Below are 26,203 nucleotides of genomic sequence, written 5' to 3'. Positions count from 1 at the left end.
CTGCCAATGCTGCCGAAGATCATGGGGTTGCCGGCCAGCGGCCGGCACTACCGGATTACGCACGCGTTGTGGCGTAAGGCGATGCCCGGCGGACGGGAACGCGCGCGATTACGGCCCCGGCGGCAGGCGCACTTCGAAGCGAGCGCCGCCCAGTTCGCTGGAACGGCCCACGGCCAGTTCACCGCGGTAGTCCTTGATCAGGTCCTGCACGATCGACAGGCCGATGCCATGGCCCTGCACGCGTTCGTCGCCACGCACGCCACGCTGCAGCACCTTGCCGATGTCATCCGGGGCGATGCCCGGGCCATCGTCGTCCACCGCCAGCAGCAGGCCGGCGCGGCGCGCGTTCGGTGCCGGCAGCGGCTGTGCGGTCAGCAGCACGCGACGGTTGGCCCACTTGAAGGCATTCTCCAGCAGGTTGCCGAGCAGCTCCTGCAGATCACCCGGTTCGCCGTGGAAGCGCGCGGCCGGGTCGATGTCGAATTCGCACAGCACGCCCTTCGAGGCGTAGACCTTTTCCAGGCCACGCACGATTTCCTCGGCGTTGGATTCAATCGGCAACGGCGCGGAGAACAGCTTGTGGCCCGACGACGCAGCGCGCGCCAGCTGGTACGAGACCAGGTTGTTCATGCGCTGCAGCTGCACGTCCAGTTCCTCGCGCAGGGCGCCATCGCCGGCGCCGCTGTCCATCTGCGTGCGCAGCACCGCGATGGGCGTCTTCAGGCTGTGCGCCAGGTCGGCCAGGGTGTTGCGCTGGCGCTCCAGGTTCTCGCGCTCGCTTTCAATGAAGGCGTTGATGCTGTCGGTCAGCGGTTCCAGCTCGCGCGGGTGGCGCTCGCTCATGCGCTCGGTCTCGCCGCGCTGCACCTTGGTCAGCTCGGTGATCACGCGGCGCAGCGGGCGCAGGCTCCACTGCAGGATGACGGTCTGCAGCAGCAGCAGGATCAGGCCGATGCCGCCCAGGTAGAACCAGACCCGGCTGCGGAACACGCGCAGCTGCGCACCCAGCGCGCGCGAGTCTTCCATCACGTAGATGGTGTACGGGAATTCGGTGGCGGGGTCGGCATCGGCGTCCCACACCAGGCCCAGGCCATAGCGGTACACCGAGCCCTGGCTGCCGTCGATCTGGATCATCGGCAGCGGGCCTTCAAACACTTCCTGGCGCGGCGCCAGCAGGCCGCCGCCAACGGTGGGCAGCATCGGGCCTTCGGCGGACATCGAATTGCCCTTGCCGTGCGGCATCACCACCTGCAGGTACAGGCCACTGCCGGGCACATCGAAGCGCGAATCCGGCGGCTGCTCGCGGATGTACAGCGAGCGGTCGCGGGTGAAGTCGATGCCGGCCGCATAGGCGGTGGCGTAGTTCTTCAGGCGCTCACGCAGGTTCGCCTTCGCCGTATCGGCGAAGGCGGCATCGAGCGCGTAACCGGCCAGCGCCAGGAACGCGACCAGGCCCACGGACGCGGCGAACATCTGGCGCGCCTGCAGTGAGCGCGGCCGCCAGCGTCGGAAGAACCACAGACGGCCGGACATCGTGCTATCGCCAGGGTAAGCCGGCTCAGCCCTCGTTGCGCGGAATCGCGAAACGGTAGCCGCGACCGCGCACGGTCTCGATCGGCTTCAGTTCGCCATCCGGGTCCAGCTTCTTGCGCAGGCGGCCGATGAAGACCTCCAGCACGTTCGAGTCGCGGTCGAAGTCCTGCTGGTAGATGTGCTCGGTGAGGTCGGCCTTGGAGACCAGTTCACCGGCATGCATCATCAGGTACTCCAGCACCTTGTACTCGTAGCTGGTGAGGTCGACATTGCTGCCGGCCACGCTGACGGTCTGCGCGGCGAGGTCCAGGGCGACCGGGCCGCATTCCAGGGTCGGCTTGCTCCAGCCGGCGGCGCGGCGCAGCAGCGCGTTGACGCGGGCCAGCAGCTCTTCCACATGGAACGGCTTGACCAGGTAATCGTCGGCGCCCTGCTTCAGGCCCTCGACCTTGTCCTGCCAGCTCGAACGCGCGGTCAGGATCAGCACCGGGAACTTCTTGCCTTCATCACGCAGGGCCTTGATCAGCTCCATGCCCGACATCTTGGGCAGGCCGAGGTCGATGATGCCGACATCGAACGGAACTTCACGGCCCATGTAGAGGCCTTCCTCGCCGTCCTGCGCCGCATCGACGGCAAAGCCTTCGCGCTTGAGCCGGGCTGCCAGGGTCTCACGCAGCGGGGCTTCGTCTTCGACCAGAAGGATACGCATGAACTCTCCCTAGTGTCCTGGGTGTGGCCCGGAGGCCTGTGGGGTACGGGTTGATAGCGACAACTATCCCTGTTCAGGGGTTATCGCCGCGTAGTGATGACATATCCGACCGCGGGGTGCGCGGCTGTGAACGCGACGGGGCGGGGTCGTCCATGTAGCGGACCCGGCCCCGATCGTCCATGTACTTCACCCGGTTGATGTCACGACCATCGAACGGCACGCGCTCGGCGCCGAGGATATGGCCGCCGGTGGTGCGCTGCACGCGGCGCACGGCATCGGACAGCGAACGCTCGTCGCCACGGTTGCCGCGCTCGCCCCGCTCCATCATCTCCGCCCGCCCCTGATCTCCGCGCGGCGGCTGCTGCGCCAGCGCCGAAGACAGCGGCACAGCCGACAGCACCACGCAGGTGGCCAGGGCAATGCGGCGATGGAAGGGAGCGGAAGACATCGATGCGATCCTAGCCGAGCTGGGCGATTCGTTCAAAAGTCGTAAATCCGGGAACCGGGTTCGGGACCCGGCGCTTTACAATTCCTTTGCAAATTCTTGGTTTGGAGCAGTGAATCCGGTCTGAACTTTTCTGGTCCTGCGCCCGCGTCGTTCAGCTAAGTGAACATTCGGGACGAATCGCCGCCCGTTGTCAAGTCAGGAATGTGACTGCGGTCACGCTGCGGCGCGATCAGCTTCGCGTTCGGTGACCGCCAGGGCCTGTTCGATCAGGCTCCAGCCGGCGCCCGGGCGGTGCGCGCCCTCGCTCAGCACCTGGCGGAATGCGCGACCACCGGGCTGGCCGTGGAACAGGCCGAGCAGGTGGCGGGTGATGTGCTTCAGCGCCAGGCCTTCGCTCAGGCACGCTTCCACATAGGGGCGCAGCGCGCGCAGCAGATCACCGCGGGTCTGCAGCGGGGCGCCGGTGTGCAGCGTCTCCAACTGATGCAGCAGATAGGGGTCGTGGTAGGCCGCACGGCCCAGCATCACGCCATCGACGTGCGCGGCCTGGGCCTGCACCGCCTCGATGCTGGCCAGGCCGCCATTGATCACCACCGGCAGCGCCGGGCGCTCCTGCTTCAGGCGATAGGCCCAGTCGTACTTCAGCGGCGGAACCTCGCGGTTCTCCTTCGGCGACAGACCCTTCAACCACGCGTTGCGCGCATGCACCACTACCATCGCCGCACCGGCGGCAACCTGGCGATCGACGAAGTTGGCAAACACGTCGTAGTCGTTGTCTTCGTCCACGCCCAGGCGGCACTTCACCGTCACCGGGATCTGGACCGCATCGACCATGGCCGCCACGCACTCGGCCACCAGCACCGGCTCGCGCATCAGGCAGGCGCCAAAACGCCCGGCCTGCACGCGATCGGACGGGCAACCGCAGTTGAGGTTGACCTCGTCATAGCCCCACTCGGCAGCGATGCGTGCGGCCTGCGCCAGCAGCGCCGGATCGCTGCCGCCCAGCTGCAGCGCCAGCGGCTGTTCGCTGGCATCGAAGCCGAGCAGGCGCTCACGGTCGCCGTGGATGACCGCGTTGGCATGCACCATCTCGGTGTACAGCCGCGCGCCCGGCGCCAGCACGCGATGGAACACGCGGCAATGGCGGTCGGTCCAGTCCATCATCGGGGCAACGGACAGGCGCAGGGAATCGGCGTAACGGGCGGTGGCGGACGTCATCGGAGTGTTGATCGTGGAGACTGGCATTGCCAGTGAGATCAATAGTTTACACCGGGTGGATGAATGGCGCCGGGGCGTCAGGCGGTGTGCGAAGCGCCGATGCCCCATTCCCGATGTGGCACACGCCCGTCACGCCATTAAATGCGAATGAGAAGTGATATCATTTTGGTGCCGCATAGCGATGTGCGCCATGGATGTCCCAAGCAAACGGAACATGTAATGCAGCAACGCACCTATATCGAACTGGTCCTGGAGCTGTTCGCCTTCATCAGCCTGTGCATGGCGATGACGACCTCCGGCACCCCGGTACTGGTTTTTGGTCTCACGACCATCCTGCTCACGGTATGGATACCCTTCCAACGGCGCGAGATTCATCGCTTCACCCGCGCCGTGTCGATTGCGCTGGTCATTGCGGCAGTAGCCAGGATGGTCATTCATTTCCTACCCAATCCATCCATCTAGGAATCAAATTCGATGAGGCTGTCCGATACGCCACTACGGTGGCGTTGCTGCTCTGTGCGCAGGGAGCGCACGCGCAGTTGAATATTCCGTGCGAAGGGTGTTCATACGCTCAGATGCAGGCAGCCGCGCTGTCGAGCAGTTGAATGCCTCCTTGCGCGCCAGCGGGTATGCGGCGAACACGACGTTCGTCAATTCGGTCAGGGGAAAGAACATCTCGCTGACTGCGGGCCGCCCGGCGCCCCCCCTGAACGTCGCCGATGGTTCCAGGATCAAGGCCTCCTACGACATCGAGATGAAAAGCTGGGCGCCTATTCCCGGCACCGGCCGCGACATTCACGGCAACCCGGTTCCAGAGACCAAAGCAGACGTTGCCAAGGACGGCAAGCCGGTGGTGTACGAGTTCCCCGGTGGCATCACCAGTGACGCCTACATGGACTTCAATCGCTACCTCTTCGATCTGGGCGTGCGCCCCAACATCGGGCCGGGCGACAACCAGATGATCTGCACCGGCGAAGTGATGGACACCGATATGCGGGTGGAAGTCAGGTGCATGGGCCGCAGGCACTGATGCAACAACGCCGGTGCTCCCTGCCGAAGCGCTTATGGACCCATGTTCCAGCGCAGATGGCGGCGATTGATGAGTGCGGACTCAGTGTCCGCCGCCGCGCCCACCCACCTGCTCGATCAGCGTCCGGCTGGCGGCATTGAGCCCCACCACCGTTACCTCGGCGCCATGCGCGGCCAGTTTTTCCTGCGCACGCTCCAGCGCGGCCACGGCGGTCAGATCCCATAGATGGGCATCGCGCAGATCAATCTGCACCTTCGGTGCCACGTGCTGGTAGTCGAAGGCCGCACCCAGTTGTCCCGCCGAGGCAAAGAACACCTGTCCCCGCACGCGGTAGACCTGTGTATCACCCTCATCCTCGCGCTGCACGTCCAGCATGCGGCCGACCTTGCGGGCGAAGAACAGGGCCGACAGCAGCACACCGCTGAGCACGCCCTTGGCCAGGTCGTGGGTGGCCACAGTCACTACAACGGTCAGCAGCATGACGGCCGACGAGCTGCGCGGATGGGTGCGCAGGTCGCGCAGCGAGCGCCAGCTGAAGGTGCCGATGCTGACCATGATCATCACCGCCACCAGTGCAGCCATCGGGATCTGCCGCACCAGGTCACTGCCGTACACCACCAGCACCAGCAGGAGCACGCCGGCCACCAGGCAGGACAGGCGGCCGCGGCCACCGGAGGTCACGTTGATCACCGACTGGCCGATCATCGCGCAGCCCGCCATGCCGCCGAGGAAGCCGGTGACCGTATTCGCCACGCCCTGGCCGACGCATTCGCGGTTGCGCTCGCTGGGCGTCTCGGTGATGTCCTCGACGATCTGCAGGGTCATCATCGATTCGAGCAGGCCGACCACCGCCAGCGTGGCCGACACCGGCAGCAGGATGCGCAGGGTGTCCCAGGTGAGCGGCACATCAGGAATGAGGAAGTGCGGCAGGCTGTCGGGCAGCTGGCCCATGTCGCCGACGCTGCGCACGTCGATGCCGAAGCCGATCACCACGGCGGTGAGCACCACGATCGCGACCAGCGGTGAGGGTACGGCGCGGGTGAAGCGCGGTAGCAGATAGATGATCGCCAGCGCGGCAGCGCACAGCACATACACCGTGGGACCTCGGCCGATCAGCTCGGGCATCTGCGCCAGGAAGATCAGGATCGCCAAGGCGTTGACGAAGCCGGTGATGACCGAGCGCGAAACGAAGCGCATCAGCGAGCCGAGCTTGAACATGCCAGCCAGCACCTGCAGCAGGCCAGCCAGGATGCTGGCCGCGAACAGGTACTGCAGGCCGTGGTCCTTGACCAGATCGACCATCACCAGTGCCATTGCGCCGGTGGCGGCGGAGATCATGCCGGGGCGGCCACCCGCGATGGCGGTGATCACCGCAATGGAGAACGCGGCATACAGGCCGACCTTGGGGTCGACGCCTGCGATGAGCGAGAAGGCGATGGCCTCGGGAATCAGGGCCAGGGCAACGACCATGCCGGACAGCAGGTCGCCACGGATGTTGCCGAGCCATTGCAGGCGCAGGGGATAGGACGTTTGCATGGGAATACTCCGCGCGCATGCGGGCGTAGCCGCATGGCGCTGCAGTGGAAAGACACGGGTTCCTGAGCCGGGCGGGCCGACTGCCGATGTGCGGCAAGGGTCAGGGTGGCGTGATCACTGCAGGCGGGTATGGGTACGTGGGAAGGGCGCAGTCTACGGGAAGCAGCGCGGCGGCTCAAATGGCCGCCGCGCAGGTGCTTCCGAGCCGAAGCGTTGGCCGGGCTAGTAGCCGGTTACGTCAAGCACCGCGATGGCTGCATTGTTCGCGGTATAGGTGTAACTGGTCGGTAGAGGCTGTCCGTAGTAGGGACCGTAGGTACGACGAACCGTGGGCGTCATGCCGAAGGTGATCGTGCCACCGTTCACCGCCCCTCCAGATACACTTACGTCCTCGTACTGCAGATACTCCTGTGGATCGCCCCATCGCCGGAACGTGTTCGCTGAATCGAATGCATCAACCAGAGGCATCACTGCCCACGCACGCCCTGGATCAAATTGAGCACTGCCCTGCCAGCCAGGCCGTGTTGATGCAGAACGAAGGCCGGACACCCGCGCAGCCTTCCTGCCTGCATCGAACATGAGTCGGCCAGCACCATCGCGGATGATCAGCCCAAAGTTGCTCGGCGGTTCCTGTGGGGGCGCATATACATACCACTGCACCACTGCGCCAGGCGGACCGAACAGGTAAAACCCTTTCGCGTATCCGTCGATCTGGTTGTAGTACTGGCTTCCAACCACCGAAGTCGAACGCACAGCCACGGTGCCAGCATGGTTGCCGATGTACCTGCTCCCCTCGCCATCCAGGGTGGTGGTGCCTTGAGCCAGCATCGCAAGTGTCGGAAAGGCATCGTCGATCAGCACGGTGCCCCAGTCATTGATGATCTTGATTCCTGCAGTCATGTCAGCGCGCCCATATTTCGACAATGCCGGGACTGCGATCCTTGGCGGGAACCTTGACGTGGCGCCAGCTGATGGTGCCGGAGACCACATCAATGGAGAAGTCCGGGGCATACCTGCCACGTGCGACCGCCGTAAGATCGGTATCTTCCGGTTGCCGGGAGAACGGTGCGCTGCCGTCGACCGTGCTGTACTGGATACTTGCCAGCACGCGGAACAGCCGGCCCTGAGGGTCATAGCCCAAACTACCATCAGCGTTGAATACTTGGATTCCCACTGGCATCACCACACCCCCATCTGCACGCGCAGAGTTCCTGCTGCATCAAATACTTGAATCACGTTGTTGACGATGGTCAGGTATCCACCGTTGTCCGGTCCGGTCATGGTCATTGCGCCGCTCTTGTCCAATCGCCAGCGTGGCTGTCCTCTCGCACCCAGCGCATTGGATTGGATGAAATCGCCAATCATTGCGTTCTGGATCCTGCCGTTTCCGATCAATGCCTGACTGATGAAGGTCTGACCGTTCTCCACCACGAAAGGCGTAGTGATCTGTCCGTTTCTTTCGTTGATCAGAGCGAAGCGATCGGCCTGCATCAGGATCTGGCTCTGGTAGCTGCCGTCAGGCTGCTGCTCGACACCCAGCCCCATGCCGGCCATATAGATCTGCCCAGCGCTGGTGATCTGGGCCTTGACCGTATAGGTCGCGCTGACCTTGCCATCCAGGTTGACCACCGCTTGCGAGACCTGCTGGACCGCCGCGCTGACGCCTTCGATCTTGCCCGGAACACCCTCGATGGATGCTTCGACCGTATCCACACGCCTGGCCAGTGCCGCGTCTTTCTCGGCCATCACGCTGTAGACGGTGATGGCGCCGGCACTGACATCGTTCTCGCCGACGTTGTAGTCCTCTTCACCGGCGGTGTGATCGCTGACCTGGGCGAACAGGCCATCGACCTTCTGCCCCTGCGCGGCTACCTTGCCATCAACGTCAGTGACGTCCAGTTCAAGCTGATCGACACGGCCGACGATGGCACCCGCCTCGGCGATGGCATCGCCGATGTTCTTCCAGTGGCTGCCTGGCGGCGTTTCATTGCCTGCGGCAGTGCCCTGCCAGCTCCAGATCCGACCATCATGGATGACGGTCTGGCCGGGGGTGTAGATTGCCTCGGCATCCCAGACCAGCGGCAGCACCTCGGTGACGCGCTCGATCTTGCCCCTAAGTTGCTGGCCCAACGCGCTCTCGTTGATGCGGCCGGCAAAGTAGGCGTCGTAGTCGCCCGGGTTGCTGCTCGATTCCCCCATCACCCCGGCTTGCGCCGGGTACCACGGGCCGATGTTTCCACTCCGGTCGACCAGCCGGCCCCAGAACCAGAAGCGCGCGCCAGCGGCCAGACCGTTCATCTGATGCTGGGCCTGCGGATAGGCGAAGTCGCCCAGCTTGATCGCGCTCTCGCGGTTGGGGCCGGCGCTGTACCAGAGCTCGGTCCGTTCGGTATCGGTTGCACCTTCGGGGAAACCCCAGGACAGTGCGATTCCAAAGGGGCGAGCGATGCTGGTCAACGATGCCAGCGCAGGAGGCGGCGTCGTCTTCCCTTCAATGCTGGTGAGAGCACTGAGCGTCGGCTGCGACACCGCGCCCAGCGCATTGACCGCACGTACGCGTGCCAGATACTCGCCCGCGTAGACGCCCCGCACTTCCAGGCTCTGCGTCCCGACGCGACCGGCGCGGACCCAGTTGAGATCACCACGGCGCCATTCCACGTCGTAGCCGATCGCCTTGTCCGCCGCATCCCACTCGATGGTGAGCACGGAGGTGGCGATGCCCTGGTCCACGACCACATGCGAGGCCATCCGCACGTTCGCAGGTGGTGGCTGCACGCTGGGCGGAATGATGCTGATCGGCGGCTGCTCCAGGCGCGTGCCATCGTCGATGGCGGCGTACTTGCCCGGAACATGCTTGAGTGCCGTGATCTGGTAGGTCAACTCTTCGCCTTCGCTGATCGACAGCACGCGATAGTGCTGCAGGGCCAGCTCCGGCGATTCCAGCGCCCAGACCGACTGCGCCACCGGTACTGCCGACCACGGCGCGGTGACGGTCACCGTCTCGCCGTCCACCGACTGCACCGTGCGTGCTTCGGTCTGCCCGCTGGGCAGGGTGGCGCGCAGGGTATCGCCGGCAGCGACCTGCTCCGGCACGCGATCCAGCACCAGGCTGCGCGTACCCGCACTACGGATGCGACCCGCATTGCGGCGGCCAGCGCGGTTCGGGTCGGCCACCTGGATCACGTCGCCAGGCATGCAGCCCAGCGCGTCCAGGCCCACCGAGAAGCTGATGGTCTCGGTTTCCAGCATCTCGGTATGCAGGATGTGGTTGCCCACGCGCTGCGCCTGCGAACGCGAATGGCAACCCACCGCCGTCACTTCGGTCTGGTTGATACCGTAGCGGGCCACGCCGGGCAGGTGTTGTACCACCTCGACCTTCTGCCGGCCGAAGTCATCCGGATCGATCCACGACACCAGCGCCACCGTGTGCCTCGCGGTGCGGCTGCTGCCGGCATAGTGGAAGCGCCCTTCGATGACGTTGGCCTGGCTATAGGTCAGCACCGGGTCCTTGGGCATGTCGGCCGAGGCCATCACCTGCCCCGCCGCATAGAAGCTGATGCCGCGGAACATGGTGGCGATGTCCTGCAGCACGCGATAGGCCTCGGCGCGGGTCTGCAGGTACAGGCTGCAGGTGAAGCGCGGTTCCTTGCCGCCCTGACCATCGCTGACGAGTTCATCGCAGTAACGCGCGATCTGGTACAGCCGCCACTTGTCCACCCAGTCCAGCGGAACACGATGGCCCAGGCCGAAGCGATCGTTGGTGACGATGTCGAAGAACACCCAGGCCGGATTGTTCGTCCACCCGCTCTTGAAGGTGCCGTCCCACACGCCGCTGTAGAGACGGCTGAGCGGATCGTAGTTGGAGGGGATGCGCACGATGCGTCCCCACAGCTGGTAGGATCGGGTGGGAATGTTCTGGAACTGGCTGGCATCGACCTGCACCGCCGCCAGCGCGCAGTTCGGATAGCGCAGCTTGGCATCGATGATCTCGGTCATCGACAGCACGTTGATGGTATCGGCGATGGTGCTGCTGTTGGCGTTGGCGGTCAGACGGCGGATGCGCACCTGCCACTGGTTGCCGGCAGGCAGATCGATGCGGCGGCTGCGCTCGTACTGGGTGGTGGTCTTGCCACTGAAGGCATCGGTCAGCACCGTGCTGAACGGGCCGCCGTCGGTGGACAGATCCACCGCATACATGATCCGGTAGCCTTCAGTGTCACCGTTCTCGGTGTTGGTCTTCTGCAGCGCGGGCACCGCGAAGCGGATGCGTACCGCCGACAGGTCGGCACCCGATACGGTGCGCACCACCGGCGCATCGCTGCGCAGCTCGACATTGACGCCGACTTCGTTCTCGATGGAGGGGAAGCCGCTGATGTGCTCCTGGTCCTGGGTGCCGGAACGCGTCTGCACGTCCACGCCTGAGAAGTTCAGCGTGCCGTCCGGATTCTCGATAGGCACCTGGTCCAGGTAGATCGACTGCTTGCCGGCAACCAGGCCACGGATCTCGCCTTCGCTGGCGAGGTCGATGATGCGGGCCACCGCCATCGAGTGCAGGCTGTCGGCGGTTTCCACCGGGGTTCGAGCGTTGCTCGCGCCTTTCTTGGCACCCACCAGTACTGGCGGGGCTGCACCGTGCGTGCGCGGCGTGGGATGAGTAGTCTGATTCAAAACTGGTCCTCCGCCAGAATGCCGCCGCTGATCACGGCCGAGCCGATGAACATGCCCTTGCTGTCATGGCCGCCATAGGCGACCGGTACGGGGTTGCCTTGCGCCTGCGTGTTGACGGTGCCGTTCATGCTGTAGCTGGGAGCGTTCTCGGGTGTGTCTTTGGCGCCCAGGCCTTTTGGCTGGGGGGAGAGCATCTGGGTGATCCCGCCGACCACCATGCTGACGCCGGTTGATACCAGTGCAGCTCCGCCAGCCCAAGATGTGTAGCTCCCCACAACGATCAGCACGATGCCAATGATGGTTTGCAGTACGCCGCCCCGCTTGCTCCCCACCATCACCGGCGCAATACGGATGTCATCCTGTCCCGGCGGGTCGTGTAGCTGATCCCTGGACAGGTTCTGCCGGCCGTTGAACACCGCAAATTCCATGCCCTTGGCCTTTGCGCCCATCAGGTACTGCTGGAAGCCAGGCAGCATCGTGCACAGCGCATGCACGGCCTCGGCCGGGCTGTTCACCGCCAGCCGGAACCTGCGCCCAAAGCGGGCGCCGAGCTTGCCGTACAGGCGGATGGTACGAAGACGGTCAGTCATGGTGCACCTCGCGATGGCGGACAATGCAACGGGTGCGCTCGGCCCACATGCCGCCGTAGGGCACGGTCTCAGACAGGCGGCCATGCAGGTGATGCAGCATCTGCCCGTCGCCGAGATAGACGCCTGCGTGGTTGGTGACCGGCGAGCGGATCTGCATCAGGATCATGTCGCCGCGCTGCGGTTCACCCTCGATCAGGTCGAAGCCCTCCGCGTGCAGCCGTTCAAGGCTGTACAGGTCCTGGCCGTGACTCCACCAGTCGTCTTCTCGCGCGTACTCGTTGAGCTGGATGCCCAGTTCGCGTGCGTGGAAATCGCGGACCAGGCTGTAGCAGTCAAGTACGCCGTGGGCGAACTGGCGGCCAACCAGCGGTGCCGCGTAGCCAGAGGGATGCAGCGTCTGCAGATCACCGCACAGCGGCGCCTCGCCGGCGACCTGGCCGACGCTGACGATGTGCCAGGTCAGCCCGCTGCGCTCGCACATGACCCGGTCGGCATCTGAAGGCGTTGCGGCAGCATCGGGGTGGCTGTGCACCACGGCCAGCACCTCGCCCGTGTCCTCGGCCACGGCATAGTCCTCAGCCGGCAGGCGGAAATGCTCGCTGGGCGTGGCGGCCATATTGCGGCAGGGAAGATAGCGTTCGTGGCCTTCAACGGCCACGATCAGCCCGCAGCATTCGCGCGGGTACTCGGCCACGGCGTGCGCCTGGATGGCCTGCAGGGTTGTCGGTTGCATGTTTCACCCATGAAAAAGGCCCGCGCGGGCGGGCCTGGGAAGTGGAATCGGGAAGGGGCCGATCAGGAGCGCAGCAGGCCCGCGGCGGGGAAGCCGCCATAGGGCAACGGCTTGTCCTGGCCGAAGCGCAGCTTGCAGCTGCGCACCCGGCCCCCGCATTGATCACGTGCCGGGTCGTCAGTGGCGACGTCATCGCTGTCGGCCACCGCTGGGCCGTTGTAGCCGCAGTACGCGCCACGATAGCCGCCACGTACCAGCCAGCCACACATGCCGGCGATGATCTGCCTGCCCGGCAACTGCTGGCCATTGAGATCAATCGCGGTGGTCAGCTCGAACTCGACCATCTGCTTGTCCTCGCCGATCTTGCGTTCAATGAACCAGACTTCGTCGGGGAAATGCTCGGCGGGGTCCGCGCGGGGATTGCCGTCCTCGAAGTTGGCGGCATCCAGATACTTGGCAAGCGTCTGCCGGCGGATGATGCGGGCACCGACCAGGTCATCGAACAGCAGGCACATGGCGGTGATGCGGCCATCGATGTTGCTCACGCGCAGCCGTGGATTCGGCGGCTGGTCGCTGCTGCGCTCGAAGCCGCTGGCCTCGATCGGCCAGGGGCCATACTCCTGGCCCTGCCACCAGATGACACCACTCTGCAGGTGTGCGTGGAAGAACAGTTTGTCGGCGCCAAAACTGCTGGCATCCAGTTCATAGACGGTGATGCGGCCACCCGGCTCAAGCTGCTGGGCATCGGCGGTGATCATGGGGTGTGCTCCAGTTTGGACCAATCGAATGTATGGGGCTCGGGAAGTACTGCGCGAACCTCCCCCCAGGTGGCCATGTCTGCTGGCCAATCCGCGGCGAAATCATCCAGCGCGACGCTGACGGCATCGCGCCAGGCGATCATGGCGCGAGCGTTCTGTGCATAACGTGGGACCGCACTGCTGATGTAGCTGCAACAGCTCTCGACGCTGTCATGACCGAGGCGGCGTGCATGGGCCGTCATCCACTCACGTGCAAGGGAACGCAGCAGCTGATGGCGTTCTTCCGAGGCCAGTTCCTGAAGGGATTCGACGGGCAGCGCCGTGTTTCCCGATGCCACCCACGCCTCGTAGTTGAACCACGTGCGGTGCCCCTTCGGTATGAAGGTGGATGACGCGGTACATCTGACGATATCGGGGTTACGTGTCAGCTGATACATCTCAGATCTCCGCATCCGATGTCCAATGCCACCACATTCCCCAGGCGCCGCCGGTGTTGCTGCCGTAGAGCGAGAATCCCGACTGTGAGGCGTCCTCGACGATGCCATTGATGTCGACGTTGTTGTTCTGGGTGATCTTCCCCGCCGCCCCGGATTCGGACGAGTAGAGCGTCACTGCCGCCGAGGTACGCTTGGGAACGCGGTACTGCTGGTAGAAGAAGTTCAGCGCGTTCACAGCAGTGGATTGCGCCGCACAACTCCGCCCTTGACGGGTAACCGTCCCTGGGGAGACCGATGCGGGATAGCTCTTCTCAAAGTAGCGTTGGCAGAGCGCCAGCTCGATCGTGTCCGGGCGCGCCTCGTACCCAGTTGGCACGCCCCCCCGTTCCAGCTGCATGCAGGTGAGGGAGAACGATCCTGATTGCGCGACAAGTTGCGTGCTGTACGCCGCCGGCGTGCAGAAGTCCACGATGACGTGGAGCTTGCTGTTCGGCCCGACCACTTTCCCCTCGATGCTGGGCAGGTCAGCGGTGAACTGGCGCAACGACGAGGCCGTTCCAATCTCCTGGGCCCCTGCATAGATCGTCACATCCGGAGACCCACCGGTTCCAAATGACTGGATGAAGCGCACACCGATCTTCCTTCCGGGTGATGCGGCCCATGCCTGCATGCTCAACGTGACCGTTGATCCAGAAAGCGTCTGCACGCCCTCCACGGGCTGTGTGCAGAAGGCTTCGGTGGCAGCCGTCACTCCGGATACATCGCAGTTCATGTAGCTGGCCACGCCGAATGCCGGGGTGGCGAATGCCTGCCGGCTTACTTTGACCTGACCCGCCCCCGTACACACGATCTGATATCTGTCTGGCACATAGACTGCAAGCGGAGCAGTTACGGTTCGGCTCGCGCCTCGTTGCCAGAATCTGAAGTCGCCATTGATCAGGGCGTTGCGTCCGGCCATCCTGCCGCCGAGTCCAGCAAGCATGGATTCGACATGACCCAATCCGTCATAGACCTCTGCAAAGTTCGCATTGATCTTGGTGAATGCCGGGCGCTGCGTTTCACCCCGCTTGCCGTTCGCTTGAACGGTATCGAGGTCGATGATTTTCATTGCCATTCTTGTTCCCTTGGCTGCAGACACCTGCGCCGATCCCGCGCTTGGCGCCACTCGCCGATATGAAGTTGTCCGTGAATCAGATTCCGACGTAGAGCCAGGTTCTGATGTACTCGGCCCTGCGACCGATGCAGGCCGCTATGCCCGGAGCGCTGCCTGCGGCGATGTTGCTCCCGGCGTCGGATAAGAGATGCCCGGTGCCATGCAGCAGGATGACGTGGTGTCCTTGGCGCAATGAAGCATTGGTTGTGAAGCAGGCCACGCGTGGCATTACGTCTGTAGCGGTTGTCATGGTTCAGAGCTCCGCATCGGCCTGCACCAGCACCTGCGACGTGGTCGACCACACCACCACCGCACCCGAGAGCTGCATGTTGTTCGGCATCGAGGCGATGACCGCCGCGTCGACGGTGGACTGCCAGCTGGGTGCTCCACCGTCGAAGTTGATCAGGTTGCCGGCATTGCCGAAGCCCACCAGGTTCAGCGCGACGGATGGCGAGGAGATTCTGGGTGCGACCCGCTTGCGCACCTTGAACGGAATGCACGCACGCGTGTCGCCGTTGGCGGTGTAGGTGATGCCGATGATCCGGTTCACATCCACCGTCTCGTAGTAGCGCTGGCACAGCAGCAGCTCCAGTGCTTCGGGCCGGCGATCGAAGTCGGTCGCGGCGTCGCCGTCCTCGATCTGCACTTCGGCCAGCTGCACGCTGCCACTCTTCTGCCCAGCGGCGAACGCGCGCCGGCCGAAATCAGCACCTGCGTCCAGCCAGAAGCTCAGTTGCAGGTAGCTGTCCGGACCCAGCATCTTGCCGGCAAGACCGGGGACATCCACGGTGACCTGGTGCCATCGCCATAGGGTATCGAGCACGGCCGAGGCGCCGATGCTGTCGCGCGCCGTGGACCCACCCGTTCCGTAGGACTGCTGCAGTTCCACACCGATGCGGAAGTCGTCCACCGAGGACCGCGCCTTGAAGCTGATGGTAACGGTGCGCCCGGCCAGGGTCCGGACGTCTTCGATGCGTTGTTGGACCAGCGCCATGTTGCCGGCAGCGGGCGCGCTCTCGACGTCCAGTCGAAGCAGGTAGCGCGATCCAGCCAGCAGTCGCCCTCCCTGGCCGCCACCTGCGGGTATGTCCTCGCGTGTGGCAGCCACCTTGGTGCCAGTGGCATTGACCAGCCAGCGATCGCCGATGTAGCGCGGGCCCGTCCCGGATGACAGCGACGTACCACGCTGCCAGACCTGGAACCCGCCATTGATGAGCCGGTTTCTTCCGCCCACGCGGCCCTCCAGGTGCATGAGCGCCGATTGCGCGTCGTCGAGGCCCGTATAGATCTCGGCGAAGTTGTCGTTGATCTTGGTGAATGCCGGTCGCTGGGTTTCGCCGCGCTTGCCGTTGGGCTGGACGGTGTCCAGGTCGATTATCTTTCTGGTCATTGGGATTCCCTTGCTGGAGCGGCAGAGCTTGAATCCATGCTGCAATTCTGCAGACACGTGACACGCTGGCCGAGAGTGACGTGGCACACCGGATGACGCTCAGTAGATCTCTGCATCCGCCGTCCAGTGGAACCAGCCACCCCAGCGTCCCGGTGCGTTGCCCCAGGAAACCTCGAAGACATTCGTCGCGATCGTGGGCACCGATGCGGGAGTCCGGCTGCTGTCATCCTGGTTGACGTATCCAGGTTCGACCACATTGTTGTTGGGCCTGATGACAATCGCCGGTGTCGCCCGCTTTCGCGTCTTGAATGGCACCGACATGTAGCTGGTTGCGCCGCTCGCGGCCGAGTTGCCCCAGCTGTAGCGACCGCTGTTGGTCGGAGTTCCCGGAACGACGTCATTGTCATAGGACTTCTCGTAGTAGCGCTGGCACAACTGCAGCTCGTGGGCCAGCGGACGCAGGTCGAATGCCGTTGCGCGGTTGCCGCGCTCCAGCTGCAGCATCGCGATGCCGAACTCTCCGTTCTGGCCGGAGATGACGCCGCCATAGGCATCTGCGCACAGATCCACCACCAGCCACAGAAAATCGCTGTCGGCGTTGCTGCCCAGCGTCTTTCCCTTCACCGATGGCAATCGCGCACTGAGCTGGAAGTAGGTCCAGGATGCGGCGGTGACCGCTACGGTTCCCAACTCCACACTGACTGAGGCGGACGGCGAACCACCGGTGCCAAAATGCTGGATCAGGCGAATACCGATACGTTTCCCCGGCGGGCCGTAGGCGAAGCCGGAAACCGTCACTTCGCCGTCGGACAGCGTCACGACGCTCTCGATCTTCTGTGCGACGTAGGCGCTGCTACCTGCACTGGTCTTTGAGACAATGCTGTTGAGGAAACGCCGCGATTCCGGTGCGGCGCCACCGGCAGGCAGATTGGCCCCGCGGTTTACGGTATGCGTGCAGCCCAGCGCTGCGACGGTCCAACGATCGGCCACATAGATCTCGCCGCCCTGGGTGGTGCCGGTGGTGGCCCGCTGCCAGAAATCGGAGTTGCCGTTGATCAGGCGGTTCCTGCCTGGAATTGCAGTCTGAAGCGCGCGCTCCAGTGAATCCACACGCTGTCCGATCGTGGTCACGCCCTCCAGCGCCCCATAGACCTCGGCGAAGTTGTCGTTGATCTTGGTGAACGCCGGGCGCTGGGTTTCGCCCCGCATGCCGTTCGGTTGAACGGAATCGAGGTCGATGATTCTTCGTGTCATTGCGGTCGTCCTGAAAGTCCTGGGGCGCCATCACAGCTCGGCTTCAGCCCACCAATGCCACCACCCTCCCCAACGGCCCGGATTGTTGGACCAGCTGACTTCATAGTTGCCAGGTGCCGCGTAGTTCACCGTGCACACGACACGCGAGATGTTGTCTTCCGCGATATGTCCATTCTGCTGAACGTTGTCCGCGGAAATGATCATCACGTAGGGATGCGCACGCTTGGGCGTCTGGAATCGAACGCTCTGGTAGTGCGCGATTCCGGGCGAGTTTGCCGAAAATGCCTCGCGCCCCTCATTGGTCTGCGTGTTGGGGGGTACATCGAGGTTGTAGCTCTTCTCGTAGTAGCGCTGACACAGTGCCAGCTCGATGCCTGGCGGTCGCCAGTCAAAGCGGGTCGCTGAGCGTCCGGATTCAACCTGGAACTGGGTGAAGCCGAACGAGCCGTTCTGGGCCACCAGCTCGCCCCCCTGGCCAGTGCCACACATGTCGAACACCACATAGAGATGATCGTTTCCATTGGTACCGATGACCTTGCCGCGCGTGCTTGGCAACGTGACGGTGACGCTCTGGTGCGTGGCCGAAGTACCCAGAGTGAGCACGCCCGCCTCGATCACCACCTCGCGCGCAGGCGAACCACCCGTACCGAAATTCTGGATGACGCGCACGCCCACCTTGCGCTCCGGTGCATCGCTGTTTGCCCACACTGAGATGGTGATGTCGCCGCTCGCGCTGCGTACCCCTTCGATCTTCTGCCCCATCCAGGCACCACTGCTGGCAGTTGCACCGGACACGGTGCATACCAGGATCGACCGCGTATCCTCCGGGTAGCCACTCTGGCCCTCGTAAGCGATGCGCTGTACGTCCTGACTGCAGACCAGGGCCGAGTTCGTGAAGCGGTCGGCAAAGAACGTTTCCGCCCCCAAGGTGCCTGACCCGGTGCCGACACGCCCGGACGTTCGGCGCTGCCAGAACTGCAGGCCACCGTTGATGAGGAGGTTCCTGCCCGGAATGCGCTCGGTGATCGCCTTTCCCACCGTCTCTGGAATCTTCGCCACATCCGCCAACGCATCATAAACTTCCGCGAAGTTCTCGTTGATCTTGGTGAATGCCGGGCGCTGCGTTTCACCTCGTTTTCCGCTTGGCTGAACGGAATCGAGGTCGATGATCTGTCGTGACATTGTTTCTGCTCCCTTATGGTTCAAGAACCATGCCCATGCCTACGCCTGGAAGGTCTGCTCGAACGTGGCGGTGATGGTTGATACCTGGCCGCCGAGATGGCTGTCGGTGTAGGAATCACACATGTACAGTCCCTGCCCCAATGGCCCCTTCCACAGGAAGCTGCGACCGGCATGACCATCCAGGAAGGCCACGATCTCGTTGATCGTGCTGCGGTTGCCGACGAACTGCAGCTGGTAGCTGCGCGAGGTGATATTCAGGCCATCGGCAACGGCCTGCGCATAGCCATCACCGAACTTTGCGCGCTTCACGGCGGCAGTGGTGGTACCGGTGCTCTGGCTGGTTGCCGGCCAGGTGAATGTATCGGTCATTGCATGGCACTCCTGCTGAGCACACCACCTGCCTTCAGGTCACGACTCTGCAGCTCGCGGTACTTGCGTTCCACAAACTGGCCGATCTCGTTGCCGAACTGCTGCAGCATGCTTTCGTTGGTGGTGACTTCCTTGCCACCGTTGTTGTCGATGCGGATGCTCACACCCACGCCACCGCCACCGCCGCCGCCATGTGCAGCCACCCCGAGGCGACCGTCCGGTCCGCGCCGCAGCGGCATGATTGCCTCCGGGCCAGCCTCACCAAACACGCCGGCGCCCTTTGCGAAGGCGAACAGTTGCGGGGTGTTGTAGACACCGCCGGAATAGGCAGAGAGACTGGGCGAGGCATAGACGCCGCCCAGAGCATGAGGCGTCATGTTGCCGCTGCTCAGCCAGCCGGTGTTGTTGCCGAAGCCGGCGGCGAACCCCGTCGAGGGGGCTGCGCTGGCACCCCCACCCATGCTTCCGGCGAAGGCGCCCACCACACTGTTGATGATGCCCATCAGCGCCTGCTGGGCTGCGATTCGAGCCAGGTCTGCGATGATCGAATCGGCCAGGTCGCTGAAGTTCAGCTTGCCAGTAAGAACGAACTTGGTCAGTGCATCTTCAGCGCCCTTGAATGCCTTGCTGAAGAGTTCCTGGGTCATGCCGGCCGTATTGGCGGCGGACTCGTTGTAGTCCTCAAAGGCACTGCGCGCCCCATTGCGCCAGTCGCCCATCTTCTCCATCCGGCGCCCCTGATGGTCCTGCTCATCATTCAAGCGGCGATCGCGGCTCGAGCGCAGCGCATCAGACTGATCGCGGAAACTCTGGCTGTTCTCGGAAACACCGCTGTTGCGCAGTGTCCTCATCGCCTGTTCGTACTCACGCTGGATGGCATTGACGCGGGTGAGCCGTGCAGTGGCTTCCTTACCGTGACCGAACCCCAGGAGTTCCTGCTCATTCGCACTGCGGCGCGCTTCTTCCGCGTCTCCCAGGGATCTGTTGAGCTTCTCGAGTTGGGCGGCAGCTGCAATCTCTTCCTTCTTCTGCGCAAGCGCTTTATCGCTGACCTCGAGGCTGTCACGTGCCGTTTTCAGGCGCATGGCGGCAGCCGTGTCGCCTCTCTCCTCCGCATTCGTCAGCGCAATCGTGGCTTCTTCAAGGAGGCGCGCGCTTGCGGTCTTCTTGTCGATCCCCAACGACTGGATCTCGTTCTGGTCGATCTGCTTCTGGATACGCTCGAACAAGGTAGGTTCGGCCGGCACAGAAGGGAGACGTGCAATTGCGGCGACGGGTGTCCCGCGCGAGGGCGGGGCTGCAGATGGTCGGCTGACAGGCAGCGTCGCTTCGATCAGGATGGGCTTGATGTTCCGCTGTACCGCGTGCAGCGCTTCCCTGGCTTCTTCAAGCTCCTTCTTGGCACGAGCATATTCGGCGAGGCTGTAGCTTGAGCCTGTGGTTCCGCCCAGGGTGGTGTTGCTCCAGCGGCGCAGGTTGGTTTCGGCATCTGCGATGTTCTTGCGCAGATCGTCGCCGCTGTCTGCTCTGAATGGCTCCTTCACCATGTCCCACAGGTCGGAGAAGACGATCTTCGCCCTGCGCCATGCGCTCTCCATCAACGTAGCGCTTTGGATGACCCGAGGTGCCACCTCTCCGATCCTGCCCGCATACGCCTGCATCAGCAGGGCCGAAGCGTCGGCCTGGTTTCCCTGTGCGATCAGTGATTGGATCTGCTTCTGCTGCGCGCCGGTAAGGACATCGGTCTGCTGCTCCAGCTCCCTGAGCGCAGCAATCGGGTCCTGCCTGATCTTGACGAACGAAGCGATGACGTCTTCCGCACTGCTGACACCGGCTTCCTGCCACTGCAGTGCAGCCTGCGCGACCATCCGCAGTTCGTCCCCGGCGAACTGACCTGTCATGGCGACCTGGTTCAGTGCTTCGGAGGCTTCACTCATGGTGATGCCGTCAATTCTGCTCATGGCCTGCGCATAGCCGGTCAGCTGAGGCACATTGGCGCTGAGCCGATCGCCGACGATCAGCAGCGATCGCTCGAAGGTCGCTGCCTCGTCACTGGCGGAGTTCCAGGCGACGGCTACCCCACCCACGGCGGCAGCCAGTGCTGCTGCCGCCGCCGCCATGGGATTGGCCAGCGCGGGGAAACGACCGACCAGCCCGGTAAGAACCTCGGCCGCATCGTCATAGGCACCCTTCAGCTCCGTCGCTTTGCCGATCTGGTCAGCGAACGTCGAGCCACCCGCACCGGCGCCTGGGTTTCCGCCCAACGCAGCCGTCGCGCTGCCCGTCGTGTTCGCCACCGCTTCGGCTTCGTTGCGATAGGCACGCAGCTCATCCCGCGCTGCGCGGATGGCGCGTTCATTGCTGGCCATCTGACGGGCCATTTCGTTGATCAGTACTGCGCTGGCCTTGAGTACGGCATTGAGCATCTCCTGCTCCAGCCGCATGCTGTCCACCTGCGCACTTTGCTGCAGCAGCATCTGCAGGCGCGCGCGCTCAGCCCTGTCCAGTTGCTGATACTGCTGCTGTGCGGAGGCGGTCATGTCGGCCAGGCTGCGCTTGGCAGCCTGCGTGGCGGCGCCGAGGTTGCTGTTGACCTCGATATCCACCCGCGCAACACCGAGCGGTGTCTCGCTCATAGGGGTTTCCTCAGGAAAAGTGACCCCGCCGGTTGGCGGGGTCGGTGTGAGCCATCAAGTGGCTCATTGACTGTGCATCTCGTCGAGGGCAGCCCGCTCTATCACGCGGATGCCTGCCATTACTTCTGCGTGCTTCTCGGCAGTAAGCCCCTCACGCTCAAGCTCCTGGTAGACCACGTTGTAGTCCAGACCCGTCGGGCCACCGGCGCCAGTGCGCCACTGGGTGGAGACCCGCGAGAAGATGTCGATGGGAAGTGCACATTCCGGCCAGAGTTCGACCTTTGGCGGCTGAAAGTGCTTTGCCTTCAGGCCGAGCTGATTCAGTTCGGCCTCGGTGGGGGCACGCCAGTACAGTGCCCCCACCGCCTCGATCAGTTTCCCTTGCGCGCTACCTGCAGGGCCTGCACGTAGCCACCTACGATGGCGCCGTCCAGGCCGATCTGCTGCTGAAGCGCCAGCTCCACACCCGCCGTATCCAGCGCTACATCTGCATCCCACTCAGAGACGATGTCCAGGATTGCCTGGGCGGGCGTCACTTCGCCAGCCGCCAGGCGCTGCAGCAGATCCGCATACGCAGCCTGTTGCAGGTGACGGTAGGTCAGGTTGAGCTTCTGCTCGCGGCCATGGCCGGCAATGGTCAGGGTGCTCTTGAAGGTCTCAGGTGCTTTGACCTGGAACATCAGACATCCTCCACCAGGATGGAGTCGGCCAACGCGGTGAAGGTCGCGGTGGTGCCCATCGGGGTGTTGGCGGCCATGGTCGGGTCGCCGTTGTAGCTGAGGTAGCCGTACCAGTACAGCACGTCGCCGCCGACCAGCTTGGCGCGCAGGATCACCGGCTCGCCCTTGGCATCAACGTTCTTCAGTGCCGAGTACCACGGCTTCTTGGGATCGTAGAACAGCGGCAGGGTAATGGTCTTGGCGTTCTTGAAGGTCGGCATCTGCACCTGGCGACCGGTCGGGTCTTCCAGCAGCGTGCCGCTCCAGTACTGCTGCTCGCCGCCGGCGGTGGTCGGGTCGCCCTGCTGGTCCAGGTCAACGAAGGCGCCGGCCTTGCGCAGTACGCCAGCACCACTGTTGCCCGGGAACAGCACGGTGTCGGTGGTGTCGATGCCCAGCAGTTCAACGCTGCCGGTGGCTTCAGCACCAGCGCGGGTGGCGCGGTTGTTCAGGGCCGGCCAACCCGGCAGCTCGATGACCACCACATCGCCGGTATCGACGCTGTTGGCGGCGACGCTGGCCAGTGCCGGCGCGGCCTTGGAGATCGCGCTGGTGGCGATGGCGGTGGAGACGACCGGTGCGAAGCCGAACTGGGTGCCCTTGGGAAGCTTGAGTGCCATGGTGTATTTCCTCATGTGGATTGAAATGAAAAACCCGGCGAGCGCCGGGTCTGGGGTGTTGCATGCAACGGTGAAACTACGGGTTGGCGTACCACAGCCCGAATTCGAGTCGTGCGCCATACTTCCTGATTGCCGGCTCATGTACGGCAATGGCGGCTCCGAACGATTCGGACTTCGGTAGACCTCCGCATACCTGATCCTCTATTTCCCGGATCAGGGTGTTGGCCTGGGCACGTGTATCTGCCCAGACGGTCAGCTGCACGCGGGCGTGCTTCTGTTCGGGAATGGACCCTTCGTTGAACCATACGGACTGTCCACCCACCTGCTGATAGATCGCGCAGGGATAGGTGACCGGTTCCGGCGGGACATCGGGATACAGCCGGCCCTGCAGCAGAGGACCCAGCAGCGAGTACAGCTTCACTTCGTAACTCATCGCAGTGTCCTTGCTCAGGCCATGCCTGAAGACTGTTCGGTGAACAGCACCGTGGTCTGGCGCCGGCTGAAGTCGGGGGCAACACCGGTAATGTCGAAGACGCGACCGTCATGCACGATGCGCATGCCGACCTGGATACCGACCTGCCTCGCGGCCGCCAGCCGTACATGGAAGCGCTGGCGGCGGATGGTGACCGGCAGGCGGCTTTCCAGCGTCAGCCGCTGCACGCCATCGGTGGCATCGGCGGTGATGGCAGCCCACAGTTCAGCCACCGGCAGCCACGCATCCAGTGGCTGCCCCCAGGCATCGAGCCGACCATCCTGGCGCTCGACGCGGACGCGGCGATTGAGGTGGCCGGCGTTCATGGCGTTGCTGTCGGTCGGTACGGATCCAGCAGCGCGGCCACGCCGAACGGCAGTTCCATTGCGATGGCAGCAGTGCCCGCCGGTGCATCAAGCGCCTGCGCGGAGACGACCACCGCTTCGCGATGGGCGTACAGATGGCCCAGCAGCAGGCGCACCGCGGCACGGATGCTGTCATTGGCCGGCATGCCCAGCAGCAGGCGTGCGCTGCGCGCAGTGGCCACGGCCAAGCGACGATCGGCCACATCGCGCATGGCCTTGGCTTTGGCCGCGTTGGTCTCGGCATTGGCGGCGGCAACCGCGGCTTCATGCCCGGTCACCGCCGCCGCCATGTCCTGCGGCAATTGATCCAGCGCCTGATCCAGCGCGGCCTGGTCGGCGTACAGTTCGCGGCCCAGGTAGGCCGCGGCTGCGTCGCTGGCTGCGGCCAGCAGGTCACCCAGGATGGCGTCGTCAAAGTCGCCGTCGATACGGCAGTGCGCGCGACACTGCTCAAGGGTCAGCAGGGGCATCGAATCCTCCTTCGTTGATGGATGTGAAGTGCCCCGACCCTGCGCACGCGGCTACGCCGCGCGCTCCCATCAGGGAGCGCGAAAAGGACAGGGTCGGGGCGGAAACAGAAGCGGCCCTGCCAGACAAGGCAGGGCCGCGAAGGGGATGACACGGCATTGCAGGCCGTGAACGCAAAAAAGCCCCCGGCGGTCACCGGAGGCTTCTATGTCATCGTGGTACAAACGATACGCTTCGGGTGTGCACCCGTCAATCCGCAAACGGTTACCAGTCTGGTGACTTTTCCGGGGCCTGCGCAGGTGTGGTCACGGAGACATGCAACGGGCTGGATAGAATGGTGCGGCACCGTTGCCGCAGTGCGCTCCCCGCTGGATTCCCGCATGCCTGCCACCACCGAACGTTTCTTTGATCCGCGCACTGAGCAAGGCGTGCTGCGCCTGTCCATCGCGGGCTCGCTGCTGCTGGCGGCAGCGGCGGTGGTGTTCGGCCTGCTGGCCAATTCGTCGCTGATCATCTTCGACGGTATCTATGGCCTGATCGATGTGGTGATGACCTGGCTGTCGCTGCTGGTCGCGCGGCTGATCGCGCTGTCCACCAGCACCGACGCGCTGCAGTCGCGACTCAACCAACGCTTCACCATGGGCTTCTGGCACCTGGAACCGATCGTGCTGGGGGTCAGCGGCACGCTGATGATCGGTGCGGCACTGTATGCCCTGGTCAATGCGGTGGATGCACTGATGTCCGGGGGCCGCCACATTGCGCTGGGCCCGGCCATCGCCTTTGCCGGGTTGTCGATCGTGGGCGAAGGCGCGCTGGCGTGGTTCATTCTGCGCGCCAACCGCCGCATCGGTTCGGAATTCATCGCGCTGGATGCGAAGAACTGGGTGATCGCGGCCAGCATGTCGGCCTGCTACCTGCTGGCCTTCCTCGGCGGTGTGCTGGTGCGGGGCACGTCGTTGGCCTGGGTCGGGCCCTATATCGACCCGGCCATTCTTGCTTTCGTCTGCGTGCTGGTAATGATCGCCCCGCTCGGCACCGTGCGCCGGGCGCTGTCCGGCATCCTGCTGGTGACCCCGCCGGAGCTGCAGGCACACGTGGATGCGGTGGCGCGCGGCATCGTCGCCAAGCACGGTTTCGTCGAACACCGCAGCTATGTGGCGCAGGTGGGGCGTGGCGAGCAGATCGAGCTGTTCTTCGTGGTGCGCGAGGACGACCCGCCGCGGCCGCTGGTGGAGTGGGACCAGCTGCGTGATGAGATCGGCGATGCGCTGGGCGAAGCCTCGCCGGACCGTTGGCTGACCATCATGTTCACCACCGACCGCGAGTGGACGATCTAGGCCCACAGGACGATCAATCAAGTTTTTCGTACGCATTGCAACCCAACGTACGCAAAAACCGGGCAAAGTAGGCTCCAACGCAACACCCACCCACCGACCAGGAGCATCCCGATGTCCATCGAAAAGGTTCTGTATACCGCCCAGGCCACCTCCACCGGCGGCCGCGAAGGCCGTTCCGTCTCTTCCGACAACGTGCTGGACATCCAGCTGTCGACCCCGCGCGAGCTGGGCGGCGCCGGCGGCCCGGGCACCAATCCTGAACAGCTGTTCGCAGCCGGTTACTCGGCCTGCTTCCTGGGCGCACTGAAGTTCGTCGCCGGCCAGGCCAAGGTCGCGCTGCCGGCCGACACCACCGTCACCGGCAAGGTCGGCATCGGCCAGATCCCGACCGGTTTCGGCATCGAAGCCGAGTTGACCATCAACGTGCCGGGCGTGCCGCGCGAGCAGGTGGAAGAACTGGTGCAGAAGGCGCACATCGTCTGCCCGTACTCGAATGCCACCCGCGGCAACATCGACGTGACGCTGATCGTTGCCTGATGTGGTGGTGGGGGGGGGGGGGGGGGGGGGGCCCCCCCCCC

Annotated in this window: 28 protein-coding genes; 4 read left to right on the top strand and 24 right to left on the bottom strand. The window is 64.1% G+C overall.

The genetic code is table 11. From position 1 onward, the window contains the following. Nucleotides 1-108: 108 nt before the first annotated feature. The 4 genes from D7Y61_RS15755 to dusA form a co-directional block, all read right to left on the bottom strand. Nucleotides 109-1,533 (bottom strand): ATP-binding protein, encoded by a 1,425-nt coding sequence (locus tag D7Y61_RS15755; RefSeq protein WP_094001618.1) that lies wholly within the window; start codon nucleotides 1,531-1,533, stop codon nucleotides 109-111. A gap of 25 nt (nucleotides 1,534-1,558) precedes the next feature. Further along, nucleotides 1,559-2,242, bottom strand: a complete 684-nt coding sequence (locus D7Y61_RS15750; RefSeq protein WP_004136763.1) for a response regulator transcription factor — start codon at nucleotides 2,240-2,242, stop codon at nucleotides 1,559-1,561. 73 nt (nucleotides 2,243-2,315) lie between these two features. Next, nucleotides 2,316-2,690: a hypothetical protein gene (locus D7Y61_RS15745; protein WP_049399851.1), complete on the bottom strand. Its 375-nt coding sequence runs from the start codon at nucleotides 2,688-2,690 to the stop codon at nucleotides 2,316-2,318. Nucleotides 2,691-2,903: 213 nt separating this feature from the next. Then, nucleotides 2,904-3,935 carry a tRNA dihydrouridine(20/20a) synthase DusA gene (gene dusA, locus D7Y61_RS15740; RefSeq protein ID WP_180867618.1) on the bottom strand — a complete coding sequence of 344 codons (1,032 nt, stop codon included), beginning with the start codon at nucleotides 3,933-3,935 and terminating at the stop codon, nucleotides 2,904-2,906. A gap of 192 nt (nucleotides 3,936-4,127) precedes the next feature. Between dusA and D7Y61_RS15735 the strand changes: the two genes are divergently transcribed. Both D7Y61_RS15735 and D7Y61_RS15730 read left to right on the top strand, forming a co-directional pair. Then, complete coding sequence (locus tag D7Y61_RS15735; protein WP_180867616.1) at nucleotides 4,128-4,370, top strand: hypothetical protein; 243 nt, start codon at nucleotides 4,128-4,130, stop codon at nucleotides 4,368-4,370. 88 nt (nucleotides 4,371-4,458) lie between these two features. After that, entirely contained in the window at nucleotides 4,459-4,938 is a 480-nt protein-coding gene (locus D7Y61_RS15730) for a hypothetical protein (protein ID WP_180867614.1), read from the top strand. A gap of 81 nt (nucleotides 4,939-5,019) precedes the next feature. Here D7Y61_RS15730 and D7Y61_RS15725 read toward each other — a convergent pair whose 3' ends face one another. The 20 genes from D7Y61_RS15725 to D7Y61_RS15630 form a co-directional block, all read right to left on the bottom strand. After that, a complete protein-coding gene (locus D7Y61_RS15725; protein WP_180867612.1) occupies nucleotides 5,020-6,474 on the bottom strand; it encodes a SulP family inorganic anion transporter in 1,455 nt (484 codons plus the stop codon). Between the two features lie 222 nt (nucleotides 6,475-6,696). Then, nucleotides 6,697-7,374 carry a hypothetical protein gene (locus D7Y61_RS15720; RefSeq protein WP_180867610.1) on the bottom strand — a complete coding sequence of 226 codons (678 nt, stop codon included), beginning with the start codon at nucleotides 7,372-7,374 and terminating at the stop codon, nucleotides 6,697-6,699. Between the two features lies 1 nt (nucleotide 7,375). Further along, nucleotides 7,376-7,654 (bottom strand): hypothetical protein, encoded by a 279-nt coding sequence (locus tag D7Y61_RS15715; RefSeq protein ID WP_180867608.1) that lies wholly within the window; start codon nucleotides 7,652-7,654, stop codon nucleotides 7,376-7,378. Then, a complete protein-coding gene (locus D7Y61_RS15710) occupies nucleotides 7,654-11,046 on the bottom strand; it encodes a host specificity protein J (protein WP_345776243.1) in 3,393 nt (1,130 codons plus the stop codon). The genes D7Y61_RS15715 and D7Y61_RS15710 overlap by 1 nt, the downstream gene beginning before the upstream one ends. Before the next feature lie 92 nt (nucleotides 11,047-11,138). After that, nucleotides 11,139-11,732, bottom strand: a complete 594-nt coding sequence (locus D7Y61_RS15705) for a tail assembly protein (RefSeq protein ID WP_119007308.1) — start codon at nucleotides 11,730-11,732, stop codon at nucleotides 11,139-11,141. Further along, nucleotides 11,725-12,465, bottom strand: coding sequence for a C40 family peptidase (locus D7Y61_RS15700; RefSeq protein WP_180867605.1), 741 nt, complete (start codon nucleotides 12,463-12,465; stop codon nucleotides 11,725-11,727). The genes D7Y61_RS15705 and D7Y61_RS15700 overlap by 8 nt, the downstream gene beginning before the upstream one ends. A gap of 62 nt (nucleotides 12,466-12,527) precedes the next feature. Beyond that, on the bottom strand, nucleotides 12,528-13,223 hold the full coding sequence (locus tag D7Y61_RS15695) for a phage minor tail protein L (protein ID WP_180867603.1): 696 nt from the start codon (nucleotides 13,221-13,223) through the stop codon (nucleotides 12,528-12,530). Continuing rightward, nucleotides 13,220-13,660: a hypothetical protein gene (locus D7Y61_RS15690; protein ID WP_180867601.1), complete on the bottom strand. Its 441-nt coding sequence runs from the start codon at nucleotides 13,658-13,660 to the stop codon at nucleotides 13,220-13,222. Before D7Y61_RS15690 ends, D7Y61_RS15695 begins: the two co-directional genes overlap by 4 nt. Before the next feature lies 1 nt (nucleotide 13,661). Further along, nucleotides 13,662-14,768, bottom strand: coding sequence for a hypothetical protein (locus D7Y61_RS15685; RefSeq protein ID WP_180867599.1), 1,107 nt, complete (start codon nucleotides 14,766-14,768; stop codon nucleotides 13,662-13,664). A 298-nt stretch (nucleotides 14,769-15,066) separates the two neighbouring features. Further along, nucleotides 15,067-16,203, bottom strand: a complete 1,137-nt coding sequence (locus tag D7Y61_RS15680; RefSeq protein ID WP_180867597.1) for a hypothetical protein — start codon at nucleotides 16,201-16,203, stop codon at nucleotides 15,067-15,069. A gap of 99 nt (nucleotides 16,204-16,302) precedes the next feature. Continuing rightward, nucleotides 16,303-17,412, bottom strand: a complete 1,110-nt coding sequence (locus D7Y61_RS15675) for a hypothetical protein (protein WP_180867595.1) — start codon at nucleotides 17,410-17,412, stop codon at nucleotides 16,303-16,305. A gap of 75 nt (nucleotides 17,413-17,487) precedes the next feature. Then, nucleotides 17,488-18,639 carry a hypothetical protein gene (locus D7Y61_RS15670; protein WP_180867594.1) on the bottom strand — a complete coding sequence of 384 codons (1,152 nt, stop codon included), beginning with the start codon at nucleotides 18,637-18,639 and terminating at the stop codon, nucleotides 17,488-17,490. Nucleotides 18,640-18,678: 39 nt separating this feature from the next. Next, entirely contained in the window at nucleotides 18,679-19,008 is a 330-nt protein-coding gene (locus tag D7Y61_RS15665) for a phage tail protein (protein WP_180867592.1), read from the bottom strand. After that, the gene (locus tag D7Y61_RS15660; RefSeq protein WP_180867591.1) at nucleotides 19,005-21,644 is read right to left on the bottom strand and encodes a phage tail tape measure protein; all 2,640 of its coding nucleotides are present in this window, start codon (nucleotides 21,642-21,644) and stop codon (nucleotides 19,005-19,007) included. The genes D7Y61_RS15665 and D7Y61_RS15660 overlap by 4 nt, the downstream gene beginning before the upstream one ends. Nucleotides 21,645-21,707: 63 nt before the next feature. Further along, a complete protein-coding gene (locus D7Y61_RS15655; RefSeq protein ID WP_180867589.1) occupies nucleotides 21,708-22,007 on the bottom strand; it encodes a DUF1799 domain-containing protein in 300 nt (99 codons plus the stop codon). 8 nt (nucleotides 22,008-22,015) lie between these two features. Then, the gene (locus D7Y61_RS15650) at nucleotides 22,016-22,324 is read right to left on the bottom strand and encodes a phage tail assembly chaperone (RefSeq protein ID WP_180867587.1); all 309 of its coding nucleotides are present in this window, start codon (nucleotides 22,322-22,324) and stop codon (nucleotides 22,016-22,018) included. Continuing rightward, complete coding sequence (locus tag D7Y61_RS15645; protein ID WP_180867585.1) at nucleotides 22,324-22,983, bottom strand: phage tail protein; 660 nt, start codon at nucleotides 22,981-22,983, stop codon at nucleotides 22,324-22,326. The genes D7Y61_RS15650 and D7Y61_RS15645 overlap by 1 nt, the downstream gene beginning before the upstream one ends. A gap of 76 nt (nucleotides 22,984-23,059) precedes the next feature. Beyond that, a complete protein-coding gene (gp17, locus tag D7Y61_RS15640) occupies nucleotides 23,060-23,416 on the bottom strand; it encodes a tail completion protein gp17 (protein ID WP_180867583.1) in 357 nt (118 codons plus the stop codon). Between the two features lie 14 nt (nucleotides 23,417-23,430). Beyond that, on the bottom strand, nucleotides 23,431-23,781 hold the full coding sequence (locus tag D7Y61_RS15635; RefSeq protein WP_180867581.1) for a head-tail adaptor protein: 351 nt from the start codon (nucleotides 23,779-23,781) through the stop codon (nucleotides 23,431-23,433). Then, complete coding sequence (locus D7Y61_RS15630) at nucleotides 23,778-24,290, bottom strand: head-tail connector protein (protein WP_180867580.1); 513 nt, start codon at nucleotides 24,288-24,290, stop codon at nucleotides 23,778-23,780. Before D7Y61_RS15630 ends, D7Y61_RS15635 begins: the two co-directional genes overlap by 4 nt. A gap of 378 nt (nucleotides 24,291-24,668) precedes the next feature. Between D7Y61_RS15630 and D7Y61_RS15625 the strand changes: the two genes are divergently transcribed. Next, nucleotides 24,669-25,625, top strand: coding sequence for a cation diffusion facilitator family transporter (locus D7Y61_RS15625; protein WP_180867578.1), 957 nt, complete (start codon nucleotides 24,669-24,671; stop codon nucleotides 25,623-25,625). Between the two features lie 111 nt (nucleotides 25,626-25,736). Further along, on the top strand, nucleotides 25,737-26,162 hold the full coding sequence (locus tag D7Y61_RS15620) for an organic hydroperoxide resistance protein (protein ID WP_004153735.1): 426 nt from the start codon (nucleotides 25,737-25,739) through the stop codon (nucleotides 26,160-26,162). Nucleotides 26,163-26,203 lie beyond the last annotated feature (41 nt).

Origin of the sequence: Stenotrophomonas maltophilia (genome assembly GCF_013464485.1) — a bacterium.
GTDB classification, from domain to species: domain Bacteria; phylum Pseudomonadota; class Gammaproteobacteria; order Xanthomonadales; family Xanthomonadaceae; genus Stenotrophomonas; species Stenotrophomonas maltophilia_AW.
Note: the sequence above shows the minus strand (reverse complement) of the source record. Positions and strands in the feature narration are given on the sequence as shown.